Origin of the sequence: [Mycobacterium] stephanolepidis (genome assembly GCF_002356335.1) — a bacterium.
Taxonomy (GTDB): Bacteria; Actinomycetota; Actinomycetes; order Mycobacteriales; family Mycobacteriaceae; genus Mycobacterium; species Mycobacterium stephanolepidis.
The window spans coordinates 699,759-715,714 of the sequence record NZ_AP018165.1; the positions used below are offsets into that span (position 1 = coordinate 699,759).

Annotated in this window: 16 protein-coding genes; 7 read left to right on the forward strand and 9 right to left on the reverse strand. The window is 62.5% G+C overall.

Annotation, left to right across the window (positions count from 1 at the left end; all coding sequences use genetic code 11):
• Positions 1–31: 31 nt before the first annotated feature.
• From MSTE_RS03555 to MSTE_RS03565, 3 genes are all read right to left on the reverse strand, one after another.
• On the reverse strand, positions 32–2,341 hold the full coding sequence (locus MSTE_RS03555) for an LCP family protein (RefSeq protein ID WP_096499045.1): 2,310 nt from the start codon (positions 2,339–2,341) through the stop codon (positions 32–34).
• 147 nt (positions 2,342–2,488) lie between these two features.
• On the reverse strand, positions 2,489–3,664 hold the full coding sequence (gene dusB / locus MSTE_RS03560) for a tRNA dihydrouridine synthase DusB (RefSeq protein WP_096499047.1): 1,176 nt from the start codon (positions 3,662–3,664) through the stop codon (positions 2,489–2,491).
• 11 nt (positions 3,665–3,675) lie between these two features.
• Positions 3,676–4,680, reverse strand: coding sequence for an acyl-ACP desaturase (locus MSTE_RS03565; RefSeq protein WP_096505387.1), 1,005 nt, complete (start codon positions 4,678–4,680; stop codon positions 3,676–3,678).
• 212 nt (positions 4,681–4,892) lie between these two features.
• On the opposite strand from MSTE_RS03565, the gene MSTE_RS03570 reads away from it, so the two are divergent.
• Positions 4,893–5,240, forward strand: coding sequence for a hypothetical protein (locus MSTE_RS03570; RefSeq protein WP_064407806.1), 348 nt, complete (start codon positions 4,893–4,895; stop codon positions 5,238–5,240).
• Here MSTE_RS03570 and MSTE_RS03575 read toward each other — a convergent pair.
• The gene (locus MSTE_RS03575; RefSeq protein WP_096499049.1) at positions 5,197–5,847 is read right to left on the reverse strand and encodes a TetR/AcrR family transcriptional regulator; all 651 of its coding nucleotides are present in this window, start codon (positions 5,845–5,847) and stop codon (positions 5,197–5,199) included. The genes MSTE_RS03570 and MSTE_RS03575 overlap by 44 nt on opposite strands.
• Before the next feature lie 74 nt (positions 5,848–5,921).
• Here MSTE_RS03575 and MSTE_RS03580 point away from each other — a divergent pair, with 74 nt between their 5' ends.
• The 3 genes from MSTE_RS03580 to MSTE_RS03590 all read left to right on the forward strand — a co-directional run bounded on the left by MSTE_RS03580 (position 5,922) and on the right by MSTE_RS03590 (position 8,752).
• A complete protein-coding gene (locus tag MSTE_RS03580) occupies positions 5,922–6,932 on the forward strand; it encodes an oxygenase MpaB family protein (protein ID WP_096499051.1) in 1,011 nt (336 codons plus the stop codon).
• Between the two features lie 106 nt (positions 6,933–7,038).
• Positions 7,039–8,022 carry an oxygenase MpaB family protein gene (locus MSTE_RS03585; protein ID WP_096499054.1) on the forward strand — a complete coding sequence of 328 codons (984 nt, stop codon included), beginning with the start codon at positions 7,039–7,041 and terminating at the stop codon, positions 8,020–8,022.
• Between the two features lie 55 nt (positions 8,023–8,077).
• Entirely contained in the window at positions 8,078–8,752 is a 675-nt protein-coding gene (locus MSTE_RS03590) for a GAP family protein (RefSeq protein WP_096499056.1), read from the forward strand.
• Between the two features lie 8 nt (positions 8,753–8,760).
• On the opposite strand, the gene MSTE_RS03595 is transcribed toward MSTE_RS03590, so the two are convergent.
• The 3 genes from MSTE_RS03595 to MSTE_RS03605 are packed head-to-tail and all read right to left on the reverse strand — an operon-like array spanning position 8,761 to position 11,526.
• A complete protein-coding gene (locus tag MSTE_RS03595) occupies positions 8,761–9,645 on the reverse strand; it encodes a 3-hydroxyacyl-CoA dehydrogenase family protein (RefSeq protein ID WP_096499058.1) in 885 nt (294 codons plus the stop codon).
• 39 nt (positions 9,646–9,684) lie between these two features.
• Entirely contained in the window at positions 9,685–10,605 is a 921-nt protein-coding gene (locus MSTE_RS03600) for a hypothetical protein (RefSeq protein ID WP_096499060.1), read from the reverse strand.
• A 27-nt stretch (positions 10,606–10,632) separates the two neighbouring features.
• Positions 10,633–11,526 carry a 3-hydroxyacyl-CoA dehydrogenase NAD-binding domain-containing protein gene (locus MSTE_RS03605; protein WP_096499062.1) on the reverse strand — a complete coding sequence of 298 codons (894 nt, stop codon included), beginning with the start codon at positions 11,524–11,526 and terminating at the stop codon, positions 10,633–10,635.
• 288 nt (positions 11,527–11,814) lie between these two features.
• Between MSTE_RS03605 and MSTE_RS03610 the strand changes: the two genes are divergently transcribed.
• A complete protein-coding gene (locus MSTE_RS03610; protein WP_096505389.1) occupies positions 11,815–12,930 on the forward strand; it encodes a PucR family transcriptional regulator in 1,116 nt (371 codons plus the stop codon).
• Here the strand turns inward: MSTE_RS03610 and MSTE_RS03615 are convergent.
• Together MSTE_RS03615 and MSTE_RS03620 are read right to left on the reverse strand one after the other, a co-directional pair.
• The gene (locus MSTE_RS03615; protein ID WP_096499063.1) at positions 12,927–13,775 is read right to left on the reverse strand and encodes an SDR family NAD(P)-dependent oxidoreductase; all 849 of its coding nucleotides are present in this window, start codon (positions 13,773–13,775) and stop codon (positions 12,927–12,929) included. The two genes, MSTE_RS03610 and MSTE_RS03615, sit on opposite strands and share 4 nt — an antisense overlap.
• A 45-nt stretch (positions 13,776–13,820) precedes the next feature.
• Positions 13,821–14,309: a DUF1772 domain-containing protein gene (locus MSTE_RS03620; protein ID WP_096499065.1), complete on the reverse strand. Its 489-nt coding sequence runs from the start codon at positions 14,307–14,309 to the stop codon at positions 13,821–13,823.
• Positions 14,310–14,411: 102 nt separating this feature from the next.
• Between MSTE_RS03620 and MSTE_RS03625 the strand changes: the two genes are divergently transcribed.
• Together MSTE_RS03625 and MSTE_RS03630 are read left to right on the forward strand one after the other, a co-directional pair.
• On the forward strand, positions 14,412–14,876 hold the full coding sequence (locus tag MSTE_RS03625; protein ID WP_096499067.1) for a hypothetical protein: 465 nt from the start codon (positions 14,412–14,414) through the stop codon (positions 14,874–14,876).
• A 51-nt stretch (positions 14,877–14,927) separates the two neighbouring features.
• Entirely contained in the window at positions 14,928–15,830 is a 903-nt protein-coding gene (locus MSTE_RS03630) for a DMT family transporter (protein WP_096499069.1), read from the forward strand.
• The last annotated feature ends 126 nt before the right edge of the window (positions 15,831–15,956 follow it).

Consider the following 15,956-nt stretch of genomic DNA (forward strand, 5'->3'; position numbering starts at 1 on the left):
AGAAACTGAGAGCAGCGTCTAAATAGACGGACTATCCGCAGGTAGCGTCGCCGGCGTTCACGACCGTCAGGTCCATGGGGAGCTCGGCGGGTGCCATCGCGCCCGAGGACAGCTGTAGCGGCACGGTCGATCCGGCGGCGGGCGGAGCCTGCAGGTTCGCGGTGGAGGCGTAGTCGCTGCCGAGGACCACACGCACGGTGGTTTGCGCGCCGTTGATTCGCTGGAGCTTGGCACCGCCGAAGGAGGCGGCAACGGTCGCGGCCTGCTGCTCGTGCCCTGGCGAGAAGAAGACTGTGGTGGAGGGCAGGGCGGACGGATAGTCGTCGGTGGTGGTGATGCCGAATCCATAGTGGGTCAATTGGCTCGCGGCCGACGCTGCCAGGCCCGTTTGGCCCGTGCTGTTGGACACGTGCACATTGATCTCGCTGGGCTCGGTGGTCACCAGGTCGACGGGCTCACTCGGCGTGGCGGCCGGAGTTGGTGTGGCGGTGGATGTTTCGCCGAGCTCGCTTGCGGCTCCGTGCTCGCTGGACGCCAATGTGGTGTCCTGGGTGGTGGTGCCGGGCATCGGAACGCGGGTGCCGTCGGGCTGCAGCTCGCCGGGCAGCGGATTGTCATTGATGATGGCGTCGAAGATCTTTCGGATGTCGGTGGTGCGGGGCGTCTCGTTGCCCTCGGAATCGGTGCCGTCGGTCGGCACCGTCAGGAAGGTGATTCGCCCGGCCTTCACGTCCTGGAGCGACTGCCCCAGGTCCACAAGGTCTTTGGTCCTGATGTTGTCGACGTAGGAGTCGTCGATGAAGGTGTTCACGACGTTGTTGAGCTTGCTCAACGAGAAGAACGTGTTGTGCGAGATCATCGAACGCAGCAGGGACGACAGGAACAATTGCTGGCGCTTGATGCGTCCGTAATCGCCGTTGTATTCGGTGGTGACCTGACGTGCGCGGACGTACTGCAGGGCTGTATGCCCGTCAATCGTTTGGCGCCCAGCGTTTTCCAGTACCGTGCCCAGCTCGTAATCCTCGATCGGCGTGGGTGTGCACACCTCGACGCCGCCTAGTGCATCGACCATCTTGGAGAAGCCGGCGAAGTCCACCCCGAGGAAGCGGTTGATGTTCAACCCCGACATCTTCTGGATGACCTTGACCAGACATTTGGGTCCGCCGAATGCGAATGCCGAATTGAGTTTGGTTTCGGTGTACGCCTTATCGGGTCCGTAGGACCGGGTGTCCTCGTTCCAGACCTCGCAGAGTGTCGGCTGGATCGCCAGGTCGCGCGGGAAAGACACGACCGCGACGCGCTTACGGTTCGCCGGGATGTTGACCAACATGATGGTGTCCGAGCGTGTGCCTTCGGCGTCGGAGGTGTCTCCGGCTCCCATGTTGCTATTGGCGCCCGCCCGGGTGTCCACGCCGATGATCAGGAAGTTTTCGTCGCCGTATTGAGCGTTGGGATCGCGAATGTCGTGAGAGTTCGGGTCCAGCGCCTCGACGCGGTTGAGTCTGTTGTTCTTGACATTGCTCCACTGCCACGCGCCACCGGTCAGGGCCAGGGAGCACACCGCGACGACGGCGGCGATGGAGCGCCCGAAGTAGATGGGCCGCCGCGAGCGCTTGGGCTCAGGTTCCTGAACAAAGGCTTCCGGATTACCCACCCGGATCGGGATGGCGCGGGTGTCGATGTTGTCGTCCAGATTCGATGCCCGTATGCGGCGTGCTGCGGCCTTGTCGTAGAGGGGGGCGTCATCGGGGTAGTCCACAAAGTCGGGATGTTCATCGACCGATTCTTCGGGTTGGTGATCGAGACGGGGTGTCTTCTGCGGCACCTGCGGCAGCACATCGGTGTGGCTCTCGTCGGCGATCGGCCCGGGAGCGGGCTCCTCGGCGCGGTCCTCGTCCTCTGAGCGAGCATGCCGCCGCGATCGGCGTCCACCGCCGGCACCCTCACGGGCCAGCAGGTCGGCCACCGACAGGGAGTGTGATCCGGTCTCGTGTGCCGACGGCGGGGTCGCCTCCGGTGCGCGAGTCGGCTTCGCTCCGCCGGGAGCCGGTCGGGGAGGCCGTGCGGCCTGTCGGGGTGCGGGCCGGGGAGGGGGAGTCGAGGGCTCGGCGCGCTGCGTCTCGCGTACCGACTGCTCGATCTCCAAACGCCGCGTCCACTCGTCGTCGGTGGGGTCTGGCAGTGAGTGACTCAGGGCCGGCGGCGGTGTCCACGGTGTGTTGGACCGTTCCGGCGCCACGTCGATGTCAGGATGACTGCCAACGGGCTCGATGGCGCGTTCCCATGGGGCCGCGCCATATGCGCGTGGTTGGGCAGGAGTGGCGTTGGGGCCATCACCCATGTTCAACCTCGCTTAAGACGTCTGGACAGTTGCAAGTACACGGCACACCGGCAGCACATAGCGCCGTGCCCGGGGCACGGTCGTCGTCACATGCTACTGAGCATTGCCGCAGATCACCATGCCCAGTGACCGAGATGTGACCCCACGTCACCCGCCAGAGTGCATGACATCGGCGGCCGAGGGAACAGTGCAATCGTCGGGGTCATTGAGCCAGCCATCGGGTAGCGACACCTTGCCCGGTGACCCTTGGCGCCCACGGGGACCGTTTCCGCCTTCGGGGAAAGGCGCGGTGGCGTCCAGCTGATGGAGAAGGGTGTCCAGCTCGGCGAGGGTACTGACGAGTGCGAGTGCGCGGCGTAGGTCTCCACCGGCCGGGAAGCCGTGCAGATACCACGCGATGTGCTTGCGCATATCGCGCAACGCCTTGTCTTCCCCGAAATGGTCGACGAGCAACACTGCATGACGCCGCATGATGTCCGTGACCTGACCGAGATTCGGAGGCTCTGGAATCGTCTGACCGTTGAATACGGCACTCAGCTCCGCGAAGAGCCAGGGGCGGCCGAGGCAACCGCGACCGATGACAACACCGTCGCAGCCCGTCTGCTCCATCATGACGACTGCATCGGCGGCGTCGAAAATGTCGCCGTTCCCGAGGACGGGGATGGTTGTCACGTGATTCTTGAGTGCGGCGATCTGGTTCCAGTCGGCGGCGCCGGAGTAACGCTGCGAGGCGGTACGGGCATGTAGCGCGACGGCCGCAGCACCCTCTGCCTCGGCGATGGCTCCGGCATCCAGATGGGTGTGGTGGTCGTCGTCGATGCCGACACGGAACTTGACCGTCACCGGTATGTCGGTGCCCTCGGTGGCGCGTACGGCGGCGGAGACGATCTGGCCGAACAGTCGCCGTTTATAGGGAAGCGCGGCGCCTCCGCCATTTCGGGTGACCTTGGGTACCGGGCAGCCGAAGTTCATATCGATGTGGTCGGCGAGATTCTCGTCGACCACCATCTTGGCGGCGCGGTAGGTCGTTTCCGGATCTACCGAATAGAGCTGCAGCGAGCGTGGCGACTCTTCGGGGGAGAAGGTGGTCATGTGCAGGGTGACGGGGTGGCGTTCGGCGAGCGCCCGTGCGGTCACCATTTCGCAGACATACAGTCCGCTCACGGTGCCGGTAGTGGCCAGCTCCAGCTCCCGGCACAACGTCCGGAACGCTACGTTGGTGACACCCGCCATCGGTGCCAGTACGACCGGGCTGGGTAATGCCAAAGACCCGATCCGCAGTTGGTGGGATCGGGCCTTCGGGAGGTCGACGGATGCGGTCACGTGTCAGTCGATTAGACGCTGATCGCTTCCCTGGCGGCCTTGGCGGCGTTGCGTTCGGCGCGTTTGGCCTGGCGCTCCAGGTACTTGGCTTTGACTTCTTCGAAGTCTTCGGAGGTCGTCCTGAGATCGCCGATGATGCGTTCGACACCCGCGCGGTACTCGTCGCCCTCGCCGTTGATGTCGTCACGATCGAAGATGCGCCACTTGCGCAGCACCGGCAGCACCACCTCATCGAGGTGGGATTGCGGGTCGTAGACACCGCCGGTGGCGATGGTGACCGCGTTACGGCGGAAGCCGGGAATCGTATAACCGGGCATCTTGAAGTTGTCGAGAACCCGGAAGATGGACTTCATGGCCTGGTTCGGGGCGATCTTGAGACCGGCCTCGACCATGTTGCGGTAGAAGATCATGTGCAGGTTCTCATCGGTGGAGATGCGCTTGAGCAGCTCATCGGCGATGGGCTCGGCGCAGGCCTTTCCGGTGTTGCGGTGCGAGACACGGGTGGCCAGCTCCTGGAACGTCACGTACACCACCGAGTCGAACAGGCTCTCGGCGAAGAGCTCCTCGCCGCCCTGGCGGTTCTGGCCGGGGGAGAACCCGCGGGTCATCTGCTCCACGCGCAGCTTCTCGAGTTCGATCGGGTCCACCGAGCGGGTCACCACGAGGTAGTCGCGGATGGCGATGCCGTGGCGGTTCTCCTCGGCGGTCCACCTGTTCACCCAGGTACCCCAGGGTCCGTCCATGGTGAAGTTCATGGCGATCTCGCGGTGATACGAGGGCAGGTTGTCCTCGGTCAGCAGGTTGGTGATCATGGCGACCTTGGCCAGCTCGGAGAGCTTGGACTGCTCGGGGTCCCAGTCCTGTCCGCCTAGAGCCTTGTAGTTCTTGCCCTCTGACCAGGGGACATAGTCATGCGGGTTCCAGTCCTTGGTGACGCCGAGGTGGCGATGGACATTCTCCTCGACCACGGGCTCAAGCTCATGGAGCAGCTCCAGGTCGGTGAATTCCTTCTGCATGGACATCCCTCAGGTTCGACAGAGTTATCTGTATCTGGAAGTTGCAGTCAATATATCTGTAAACGGCGGTTGCATACAAGTGGGTGGACTGTGGTGCACAACAACCTGCCCGCGGGCCTTCTGGCGTGCGGATGAAGGCATTTCTCGTTCGAGCTGCGAGGCCTGTACACCCGCAGTATGCTTGCTGACAACCCAAGGTGGAGGTGTAACCAGTGAAGTCGGTAGTCAACGCGGCCATTGTCACGGTTGCGGGTGCGGGTTTTTCGTTGGCGATGGCGGGGCTGGCCCATGCGGGTGGTCCGACCGATACCACCGGGCAGTTCTACAGCGACGCCTCCTCGACCCTGAAGGGCGAGGGCTACACGGTCGTTGTGGCCGGTCGCTCCGGTGATCAGGTAGGCCTGGACAACTGTCTTGTCTCGCACCAGGAAGCGTTCACCGTCAAGAAGGGTCAGGACGACCGCGGAAAGATGGTTCATGTGACCCTGCGCTGCTACAAGGCGGAGGTCGCGGCGGCTAAGAAGGCTGCCGAGGAGAAGGCGAAGTCTGCGGCGGCGTAGTCGACCCAGCTGTCGCCGGCGTCGAGTTCGCGCCCTGTAGCAGTATCTGCACGCAGTAATCCACGAACCGCTGGCGTTCCACTTTCAGCTCCTCATTCAGGTATCCCCTGAAAAGGCTTGTCAGCGCCCCGACCAAACTGGTCGCGACCAGCTGTTGCTGCACCTCGTCGGCCAGATTGGTGCTGAGCTTTCCCTGCAGCAGCGCGACGAATCGTGGCAGCCAGTCGTAACCGGACTCCGAGAGTGTCGGCTCAAATGTCGGCGCTATCAGGAGAACTCGCCCCATGGTGGGTTCGTCCACCATCAGCCGGACGAAAGCGTCGACACCCTCGTGTGCCGATCGCGCGCCGCTGAGCGCCTCGATCGCGCGAAATCCGACGTGGTCGTAGACAGCGCGAACGAAGGTGTCTCGGTCGGAGAAGTTCTCGTAGAAGTACCGCTCGGTCATGCCGGCGGATCGACATACGGCACGGACGGTGACGGCCGGCCGGGGGCTCAGGCCGAGTAGTCGCACGCCGGCTGCCATGAGCTCGCGCCGCCGCTCATCGGCGCGCTCGGCCGCCGAGACGCCCGCCCAGCTACGTCGCTGCGCTTGACCGTTCGTCACGGGCCTCCTAATCTGATATCAAAGTTGACAACCTTGATTGTCACTATACGTCGAACTGCAATGGAGCGTTCCGAATGGTCAACGATATGTCCGAGCTCGCCCAGTCTGCCGCGGAATCCGGTGCGTTCGTGTCGGGCTGCCCGGTGAGTCACGGTGCGGGTTCGTCGACCACCGTGCCACTCGGCCCGGAATCTTTGACGTGGAAGTACTTCGGCGATTGGCGGGGTGTACTGCAAGGCCCCTATGCCGGGTCCATGCAGAACATGCATCCACAGTTGGGCGCGGCCGTCGAGCAGCACTCCCTCTTCTTCCGGGAACGTTGGCAGCGGCTTCTGCGCTCGTTGTATCCGATCGGTGGCGTCGTGTTCGACGGGGATCGCGCACCGATTACGGGCGCCGAGGTGCGCGACTATCACGTCAACATCAAGGGAGTCGACGATCAGGGGCGCCGGTACAGCGCACTCAATCCGGACGTCTTCTACTGGGCCCACGCAACCTTCTTCATGGGCACGATCGTCGTCGCGGACTGGCTCAGCGGCGGTATCGGTGAGGCCGAGAAGCGTCAGCTCTTCGATGAGCACATCACGTGGTACCGGATGTATGGCATGAGTATGCGGCCAGTGCCGAAGACCTGGGAGGATTTCCAGGAGTACTGGGATCACATGTGCATCAACGTCTTAGAGGACAACAAGGCCACGCGAGATGTGCTCGACCTGACAACTTTGGCGGTGCCGCCGTTTGCGCCCTGGATTCCCGAGGGGCTGTGGCGGTTCCAACGACGTTTGGTGGCGCCGATGTTTGTGTGGCTGACCGTTGGGCTGTACCACCCGGCCGTTCGGGAACGTTTCGGCTATACCTGGTCTGCGCGCGACGAATGGTGGCACCGCAAGTTCGGGCAGGCCGTCAATGTGCTCTTCACATTCGTGCCCGAGCGAAAGCGGCGTCACCCCCGCGCCCGCGCCGGATGGGATCGCGCGGTCGGGCGTATATCGGCGGATGCGCCGCTGCCGCAGACCCCGGATCGAAACCTGCCGCCGCTGGATACCTGGGGCAGTCCTAACCATTACAACCCGAAGGTCTCCTGAACTCTGGTTATTTTTGGTGCTTGACGTCACCACATCGGGGCTCTTAGTCTCAAGACACATCTGAATCCAGATTCAGTTTCTGAGATGGGCTACGACGGAGCGGGTCATGACCGATGGCGAGATCAATTCCCTGACGGCAGGGTGTCCTGTCTCGCACGGTTCTGATCGATCGGTGGTTATGCCGCTGGGGCCCGATTCGTTGACCTGGAAGCTCACGGCGGACTGGTCCGGAATGTTGATGGGCACGTACGCCACCGCGATGCAGAACATGCACCCCAAACTCGGTGCCGCCGTCGAGGAGCACTCGACTTTCCTGCGTGAGCGGTGGGAGCGCCTTCTGCGCTCCCTGTATCCGATCACCGGTGTGGTCTTCGATGCGGACCGGGCGCCGGCGACCGGCGCAGAGGTGCGCAGCTATCACATCGGTATCAAAGGTGTTGATAGTCAAGGGCGCCGCTACAGCGCATTGGATCCCGATGTCTTCTATTGGGCGCACGCAACCTTCTTCAAGTCGCTGCTGCTCTCCGTGGAGCGGTTGGGTGGGGGCCTATCGGAAGCGCAGAAGCGCCAGCTTTTCGACGAGCACATCGTCTGGTACCAGATGTACGGCATGAGCATGCGGCCCGTGCCGGCCAGCTGGGAGGAGTTCCAGGTGTACTGGGATCACATGTGTGCCAACGTCTTAGAGGACAACAAGGCCACACGTGACCTGCTGGACTTCGCCCAGTTGCCCAAACCGCCATTCCTGCCGCTGCTGCCGAACTGGATGTGGCGATTGACTCTTCCTGTCTTCACTCGGTTCTCTGAGTGGGTGATGGTTGGGATGTTCGATGATCCGGTGCGACAGCGACTGGGGTACATCTGGACCGATCGTGATGAGCGGCGCCTGGAGCTGTTGGGCCGGGTGAACCACGCGGTCTTCAGGCTCGTGCCCTTCCGGTGGAGAAAGCATCCGCGCGCGCGAGCGGGTTGGGACCGGGCAACCGGACGGGCGCCCGCCACCGCGCCGTTGCCGCAGGCGTCAGCCCGCTATCTGCCGCCGGTGGAGTTGCGCGACAGCCCCCACCATTACAGCCCCAAGGTGTCCTAGCCGTTGTTTGTCTTTCGCCGGTGACACCGCGTTCTTAGTGCCATGATTTCTGCTCATGGCAGGAAGTTGGGGCTCTGTCCTTACCGGACTCGTTCCGCTCGGATTGGTTGTCGCGCTCTCACCGATCACCGTCATCCCGGCAGTGTTGGTCTTGCAAGCGTCACGGCCACGGCCGAGTGGGCTTGCCTTCCTGGCCGGATGGCTGTTCGGCCTCGCCGCGCTCACGGCGCTGTGTGTCTCGGCCACAGGTCTACTCGGCGGCCTACACCGATCGGCGCCGAACTGGGCCTCGTGGGTGCGGGTGGTCCTCGGATCGGTGCTGATCCTGTTCGGTATCTATCGATGGCTGACCCGGCATCATCACACCGACTCACCGGGGTGGATGCGATCGTTCTCCACCATCGGCCCGGCCCGGGCGGCGATCACGGGGACGGCCCTGGTACTGGTACGGCCGGATGTCCTGTTCATTTGCGTCCCAGCCGGATTGGCGATTGGTGCCAGTGGGCTGGATCTCGCTGACCGGTGGACGGCAGCGGCGTTCTTTGTCGTAGTTGCGGCCTCGACCGTCGCCATCCCGATACTGGCCTACGCGGCGGCGGGGCACCGACTCGATGACACGATGAGCCGGCTCAAGGATTGGATGGAGAAGAACAACGCCGCCCTGATGGCCACCATCTTGATCGTCATCGGTGTAATGGTGCTATACAACGGAATTCACGCGTTGGCCTGAGGCCGTGTTCAGCCGTGTGATGGCTTCGGGTAGTCGTTGTAGAACCCCTCGCCGGATTTCACGCCCAGCTTGCCGTCATCTACATATCGCTGCAGAAGGTCCCGCGATGTGGTGGGGATATGGGGGAAGTGCTTGATGTAGTTTTCTTCGATGTCCAGCGCGACATCGAGGCCTACCTGATCGATCGCGCGAAACACACCCACCGGGCTCATGTGTGCCGCGACCCAGATCCGGTCGAATTCTGTCGGTGTCGAAACGCCCTCGGCAACTACGGCCAAGGCTTCCCGCTTGATGGCGGCCCACACCCGATTGATGATGAAACCAACACTTTCCGTGCGTGCGACGGCAGTGACGAAGCCGTGCATAGGCAGCTCTGTACTAAGGATGTCGAAGATCCGTTCATCGGTCTGCCCGTCGGTCATCAGCTCGGCCTGCGGCGCCTCGGGAGGCTGGCCGTAGTGGGTGTTCAGAAATCTTTCTGGGTGTTTGACCTTGCCGATGAGCTCGCTGCTCATGAAGGACGACGAGTTGGTGCCGATGATCGCGTCGGGCGCGGCGATGTCATCGAGCTGGCCGAGGATATCGATTTTGAGTGCCTGCACCTCGGGAACGGATTCGGCGACATACCAAGCGTCTTTCACCGCGCTGGGCAGATCGGTGAAGAACTCGACACTCGCCGGTGTGGCGCCCACATCGGCTCTGGCTTTGACCAATTCCGGAATTCTTTGATCGAGGAATTCCTTGGCCGACTTCAGTGAGTCCTCGGATACGTCGTAGAGATGCACCGCGCCGCCACGCGTTGCGAAGGTGAGGGCGATGCGGCGGCCGAGTGTGCCCGCGCCCAAGACGGTGACGGGTCGATTGGCGATGTTTGTCGGGGGTGAGTAGGTCATGTTTTGTTCCGTTCTATGTTGACGATCGGCGAGTTTCGTTTAGATTCCGACGATTCCGGTGAGGTTGCCTTCGACCTTCGCGAACGAGCGCTCGCCGCTTCCGTCGAGGTTGACGGCCCGGATTTCACCCGCCATGTCGCTCACGTAGGCGATGCCGGCTTCCTTGTCGATTGCCAGGCCGATCGCTTCGCTGAATCCCGAAGCGAGAATCGTGACCTCTCCACCTCCCTGTCCGGGTGCAGGAATCTTGGCTCTGTTCAACGTATTGCCCAAGGGCGCTGCCCCCCGGTCGGTCCAGTAGATCAATCCGGCGTCAAGATCTAGTTCGATGTCGATCGGCTCGGGCAGGTCGGTCCACAGCACCTCTATGTCTCGGCGCTGTGGACTCTGTCCGTAGGGGATCTCCAAGGAAGTTCTGAAGATCCGTCCATCGCCGCCCTTGGTAGGGCCCTTCTGCGTCCAGTACAGAAGTCCGTTTTGTTCGTCGACCGCCACGCCGACGCAATGATTGCGAACAATGTTGCGGTCCGATTCGGTCACCGCGACGGTCACCTCGTCGCGTAGGTCACTGCCGTCCAGCCGCGCGCTGCGGACAGCCGCGCCCTCGCGATCGGACCAGTACAGCCGTCCGAGTGACCACGCCGCCGAAAGTTGTTTACCAGTAACAAAACTTCCTGCTGGCAGGAGGTAGGACCGCTCGGTTCCATCGATGGCAGCTCGCTCGATGGAACCGTTCTTTCCGTAGAAGTCGAGGTTGTGCTCGGTAAGGGGTTGGTTGGCGTCGGTGAGCGTAGGCACGCCGATGTTGGTCCAGTAGATGTTCTGCCGTGCGGGGTCGACGACTATGCCGTCGGGCAGTTCGTTGAGTTCGGTCACCAATTCCGTGGGTTCTCCACCCGAGACGGGGAACTTCAGGATCGCCCTCTGGAGCTGATTCAGGGCAAGAAGGTGTCGAAACATGCTGTTCTCCTTAGGATGTCGTGCTATTCAGGCATCTAGTTGATGTAGTGCCGCCAAGATCGCACGGGTGTGTTCGTTGCGTCGCGTCAGTAGCCGGTGGTAGTTCTCGTCGCCGGTCCCATAGGCGGCGTCGATTGCTTCGAGGAGTTGTTCGATGATCTGCGGGTCCGATGGGGGAGTTCCCGGCGTGATCTTGCCTACCTCGGCGCCAAGGCCCTTATACAGATGCCGCGCGCCCTCTGGGCCACCGCCCAGTGCGTTTCCTTCGAACAATCCTGTTGCAGCCCAGCGTAAGCCAAGCGAGTTCTGGAGTGCGAAGTCGAGGTCCGGGACGCTGACCACACCTTCCGCGACGAGGTACAGGGCCTCGCGCGTGAGTGCTACCTGGAGCCGGTTGGCGACGAAACCGGGGACCTCGCGACGAATCACGATCGGCGCGCGGCCCAGAGCTCGATACAGTTCGAGGGCGGTCCGAAGCGTGGAATCACTCGTATGCGCTCCGGGAACCACCTCAACGAGAGGCATCAACTCGGGCGGGTTGAAAGGATGACCGACAACGATGCGGTCACTTGCATCGAGGCCGTCGGCGATGAGCGTCGCGCCGATCGAGGAACTTGAGGTGGCCAACACCGCGTGTTCGGGGGCCGACTCCAGGAACTGGCCGAATAGGTCGTGCTTGACGGCTAGGCGCTCGGGACCGCTTTCTTGGACCAAGTCAGCTTCGGCGACGACCTCGGTGAGTGTGTGGCTCGCGAAGACGTCGGGGTCACCTGCGCCGAAGGTTGCTTCAACCACCGCATCGAGGTCCTCGCGGGGATCGGTTATGCCAACGCGCCACCCATGGTCACGGGCCAGCCGTGCCCACGACAGTCCGATGACGCCGGCGCTGACTACTGCCATGGTCTTCTGCTGATCGCTCATTGTTCCTCCTGCCTCTTGTGTGGCGTAGCAACGGCAGATTCGGGTTCTTGCCCGCGGCTGTCCGTGTGGCGCCTCACCGTGCTCTATCGACTTGATTCTGACTCCATGAACAACGTATCTAGCTCTAAGTCGCACGTCGATGGTGTACAGACCAAGATTGATTGTCCATTTGAACAATCCGTGACGTGGGAAAGCAGTAGCCTGGTCACCGTGGGTGAGTCACTGTCCGACGCCGCGAAGGCAAATCTGAATGTTGTCGGACGTCAGCTGCTTGTTCGAGTGGACGAGATGTGCGCCGAACAATGTCGGATCATTCGCGAACGCGTCGCCGCATACCGGGATCCTGCGCTGGTCACCGATGACGATCTGTTCGCGGCCGGCCGTGACCAGATGGTGTTCGTCTTGGAGGTAATGGGAGCGGGAGCTCCCGATACGAGTGTGGCGGGGAGGGTCGGCAGGCTGCGCGCAGAACAAGGGGTGCCGTTGGCCGACGTGATGTCGGCCTACCGGGCCGGGGGCCAATTTCTATGGGACCAAATCCTGCAGGCGATTGACGCAGCCGGCTTGTCACGGCAGGAATTGCGGGCCGCCGCTTCACAGGCGTGGCAGAACCAGGACATCTATACCGACGCGATGGCCGAGGGGTACCGCGAGGTCGTCGTCGAGCAGCTCATCCACCGGGATCAGGAACGTTCTGCGCTGGTAGGTGGGCTTATCGACGGCCGCCTACCAGCGGGCATGACCGCAGGGGATGCGGCACATCTACTCGGGCTACCGGATTCTGGGTGCTTCGTCGTGGTTGCCATTGATTCGGGGCCGCTCGACTACCGCGCGTTGCGTGCTGCGGAGAAGACCCTGGGCGACCGTGGCTTTGCCTCCGCGTGGCGGGTTGAGCCCGATATGCAGGTGGGAGTGGTTGCGCTCGTTATGCGTTCGCGGCTCGGAGAGCTGGGCGAAGCGCTACGCGGTCTTGTCGTGCAGCGAATAGGGGTTAGCCCGGTATATGACGGCTACCCTCCGCATGGTTCGGCTCTGAACTATGCGAAGGCCGCTTTGTCGGCGGCCACGGGGGACGAGGCGGTTTTGGCGTTCGACGTGAATCCCTATGCGATAGCGGCGGTTACCGATCCGCCGACCATGGAGCGATACTGCGATCTGGTGTTAGGTGGCCTCGGTGACATTGGTGCCGCGGATCGGCAATTGCTCGTGAGCACCTTTCAGCAGTGGGTCACTTGTGACGGTTCCATTCCGGCCACTGCAGGTGCGATGTTCTGCCATCCCAACACCGTGCGGTATCGGTTGCGCAGGCTCAAGCAACTGACGGGACGCGATATCGCTCGCCCCCGTGACATCGCCGAGCTGCATCTCGCCATCGAAGCCGAGCGCCGCCTGAACCTTTCCTAGCCGCGGACCGGCAACGGCTCGACACCGACGAGCTCGCAACTCTTGGCATATAGGTCGTCCTGCGCCGCTTTATTTTTGGTGTAGCGCCGTACCGGGCTCGGTGTTTGTGCGGCGAGGTATTCCCCATTGCGTCCGCGGTGCTCCGCCGACACCGCCATGTCGGTGATCAGCTGACTCGGCCGCTCCGGTGTGATCAGCGCCAGCATCACCACTGACCGCACGGGCTGCGGTATCTCACGCCAGATGTCGGATCTGACATTGCCGGGATGCAGTGCGTTCGACGTGACCCCCTCGGGGAGGCGGCGCGCCAGCGCATTGCTGAACAGGAGATTGCCCATCTTGGACTGCGCATAGGCAGAGAAGGTGAAGTAGAAACGCCTTCCTCGCCAGGTGTTTTCGTTGATCCTGCCCACGCTGTGGGCAACGGAAGCCAAGTGGATGATGCGGGCATCGCGGGTTGGTGCGGCCTGCAGCTGAGGAAGCAGCAGGTGCGTCAGCAAGAATGGGCCCAGATAGTTGGCGCCCCACTGCAGCTCGAAACCGTCCTCAGTTTTGGACTGGCGCATGGGTGAGGCGCCGGCATTGTTGATCAACACATCGACCTGGGGGTGCTGCGCTGCCAGCTCTGCGGCGAAACGTCGGATGTGCCCGAACGAGGACAAATCCAGCGACAGGACATCGACCCGAGCACCCGGCGTCGCTTCCAGGATCTGATCACGGGCGGCTCTGGCTTTGTCTTGATTGCGGCACGCCATGACGATGGTGTGTCCATCGGCAGCCAATCGGTGCGCACTGGCCAGGCCGATTCCGGCGTTGGCGCCGGTGATGACGATCGTCTTGGGCATGCGCACTCCTCGCTGAGATGGCTAAATGAGATCGAGTGTCACAGGTTAAGGGATCTGGGTCGACGTCCGCGCGCGTACTTTGGTCAGTGCCCCCAGAGCAAACACCAGTGCTAGTGCCGTCACCCCAACCCGGGTGAGGTTGAGCAGGTTCCATTGCAGTGCGAGACGGTGGAGCTCCTCGGGAGTTTCGCCAAGCGATCCGAAAAAGAGCGTCATGTTGAGCTTGGTAATGATGTAGATTGAGAGAGCGACGGCCGCTATCTCGGCGAGGGTTGCGATAAGTAGTGAGCGCTTCTCCGGGGCCCGCCACGGGGTGCGCACGAACCAGACGATCAGCGTGACGGCGGCGATCTGGGTGAGTGGGATGTAGTAGTACACCGGGTTGGTCACCTCGGTGAACTGCTGAAAGGCCCGTAGCTGTTCCTTGGTGTCACCGGCGATGTTCGGTCCGATCACGACGGCCTCGTAGAGGTTTCCGAAGAACCACATCGCGATCCCGAACACGGTGAAGTACATCAGTATCCGACGGCCCATCGGCACATACTCCCAATATCGTGGCGTGATACGGCCGAAAGTCGTCGAAATATGGCCAGCTGCACGCTTTCGGCATTGCGCTAGTACCGATACCGTCTGCGCGTGACCAAGCTATTGCTCTCCATCCATGTCCTGGCGGTGATTCTCGCGGTAGGGCCAATCGCCGTGGCAGCCAGCATGTTTCCAGCTTTCGCGCGCCGGGCTGAAGCCACGCCCGATGGTGGCGGCGAGCCGGGAAGTCTGCGCACCCTGCATCGGGTCTGCCGGGTGTATGCGGTGGTAGGGATTGCGATTCCGATGTTTGGTCTGCCGCTGGCCGATCTGATGGGTGTACTGGGCAGCCCCTGGCTGATCGCATCGCTGGTCCTCACCGGCATAGCGGCGGTGGTGCTGGTGTTCGTGGTGCTGCCGCGACAACAACGGGTGTTGGCCCAGTTGGGCGCTGGTGAGTCTCTCGATGCACGGGTCTTCGCGCGGTTGGCGATGTTCACCGGGATCTTCAACCTGTTGTGGGCGGCGGTGACCGTGCTGATGATCGTGCGCCCAGGGTCCAGCACCGGCGTCTAGATGGCGGAAAAGCGCTAGCGCGGGCGGTCGAACGTCCTGTGCAATTGGTGGGTGGACACCGCGACTGCCGCCCCTGCCCGTAGCCGCTGGCTTCCCTTGCGGTTCGCGGCTCTTGCTTTGGTGTGGGGTGCGAGTTTCCTGTTCATCAAGGTGGGGCTGCAGGGACTGTCGGCGCTGCAGGTGGCTGCCGCGCGTTTGGACTTCGGCGCCCTGACGCTGGTATTTCTGGTTGCGCTGCTGCGTGTTTCGTTACCACGCGAGCTCAAGGTGTGGGGGCACATCGGCGTCGTCTCGCTGACGTTGTGCGTCATTCCGTTTGTGCTCTATCCGTGGGCCGAGCAGAGCATCGACTCGGGGCTGGCCAGTATTTACAACGCGGCGACCCCCCTGATGACCACATTGGTGACACTTGTCGCCTTGCGCGCCGAGCGACCCGGCCGGATGCAGCTGCTCGGTTTGGGGCTCGGGTTTCTGGGGGTGTGCGTGGTGCTGGCTCCGTGGCAGTTGATCGGGCACGGAGGGCCGGTGCTGGCGCAATTCGCGTGTTTGGGGGCAACTCTGAGCTACGGGATCGGGTTTGTCTACATGCGTAAGTACGTCACGCCGCTGGGACTACCGGCTCTTACGGTCGCCGGTATTCAGGTGGGTCTGGGGGCGGTGCTGATGACCGCCGTGGTGGCGCTCGCGGACCATCACCGGATGGTGGTCACCCCTGCCGTGGTGCTGAGTATGGCGGCACTCGGGGTGCTGGGCACCGGGTTGGCGTACGTCTGGAACACCCAGATCGTCAATGGGTGGGGTGCCACCGCTGCGTCGTCGGTCACCTACTTGGCTCCGGTGATCGGGGTGCTGCTGGGGGCGCTGGTCTTGAACGAGCGAATCGGGTGGCACGAACCACTGGGAGGGGCGATCGTTGTCGCCGGAATTGTTCTGAGCCGCAAGGGAAGTCGCTGATCTAGCTGTCGCTGGCGCCCACGTAGTTGCGTGGCACACAGTGTCGTCACCACTATGACGCCCGTCATCATCCTTTTCGAACGATGACCATAATGAACTATTAACAACGAAAATATAGTTAGCTAT

Coding starts and splice junctions, on each gene's coding strand:
- MSTE_RS03595 (WP_096499058.1), bottom strand. CDS start 9,645: ATGACCTACTCACCCCCGACAAACATCGCCAATCGACCCGTCACCGTC.
- MSTE_RS03620 (WP_096499065.1), bottom strand. CDS start 14,309: ATGGGCCGTCGGATACTGATGTACTTCACCGTGTTCGGGATCGCGATG.
- MSTE_RS03615 (WP_096499063.1), bottom strand. CDS start 13,775: ATGCCCAAGACGATCGTCATCACCGGCGCCAACGCCGGAATCGGCCTG.
- MSTE_RS03555 (WP_096499045.1), bottom strand. CDS start 2,341: ATGGGTGATGGCCCCAACGCCACTCCTGCCCAACCACGCGCATATGGC.
- MSTE_RS03580 (WP_096499051.1), top strand. CDS start 5,922: ATGGTCAACGATATGTCCGAGCTCGCCCAGTCTGCCGCGGAATCCGGT.
- MSTE_RS03605 (WP_096499062.1), bottom strand. CDS start 11,526: ATGAGCGATCAGCAGAAGACCATGGCAGTAGTCAGCGCCGGCGTCATC.
- MSTE_RS03590 (WP_096499056.1), top strand. CDS start 8,078: ATGGCAGGAAGTTGGGGCTCTGTCCTTACCGGACTCGTTCCGCTCGGA.
- MSTE_RS03585 (WP_096499054.1), top strand. CDS start 7,039: ATGACCGATGGCGAGATCAATTCCCTGACGGCAGGGTGTCCTGTCTCG.
- MSTE_RS03565 (WP_096505387.1), bottom strand. CDS start 4,680: ATGCAGAAGGAATTCACCGACCTGGAGCTGCTCCATGAGCTTGAGCCC.
- MSTE_RS03610 (WP_096505389.1), top strand. CDS start 11,815: ATGTGCGCCGAACAATGTCGGATCATTCGCGAACGCGTCGCCGCATAC.
- MSTE_RS03600 (WP_096499060.1), bottom strand. CDS start 10,605: ATGTTTCGACACCTTCTTGCCCTGAATCAGCTCCAGAGGGCGATCCTG.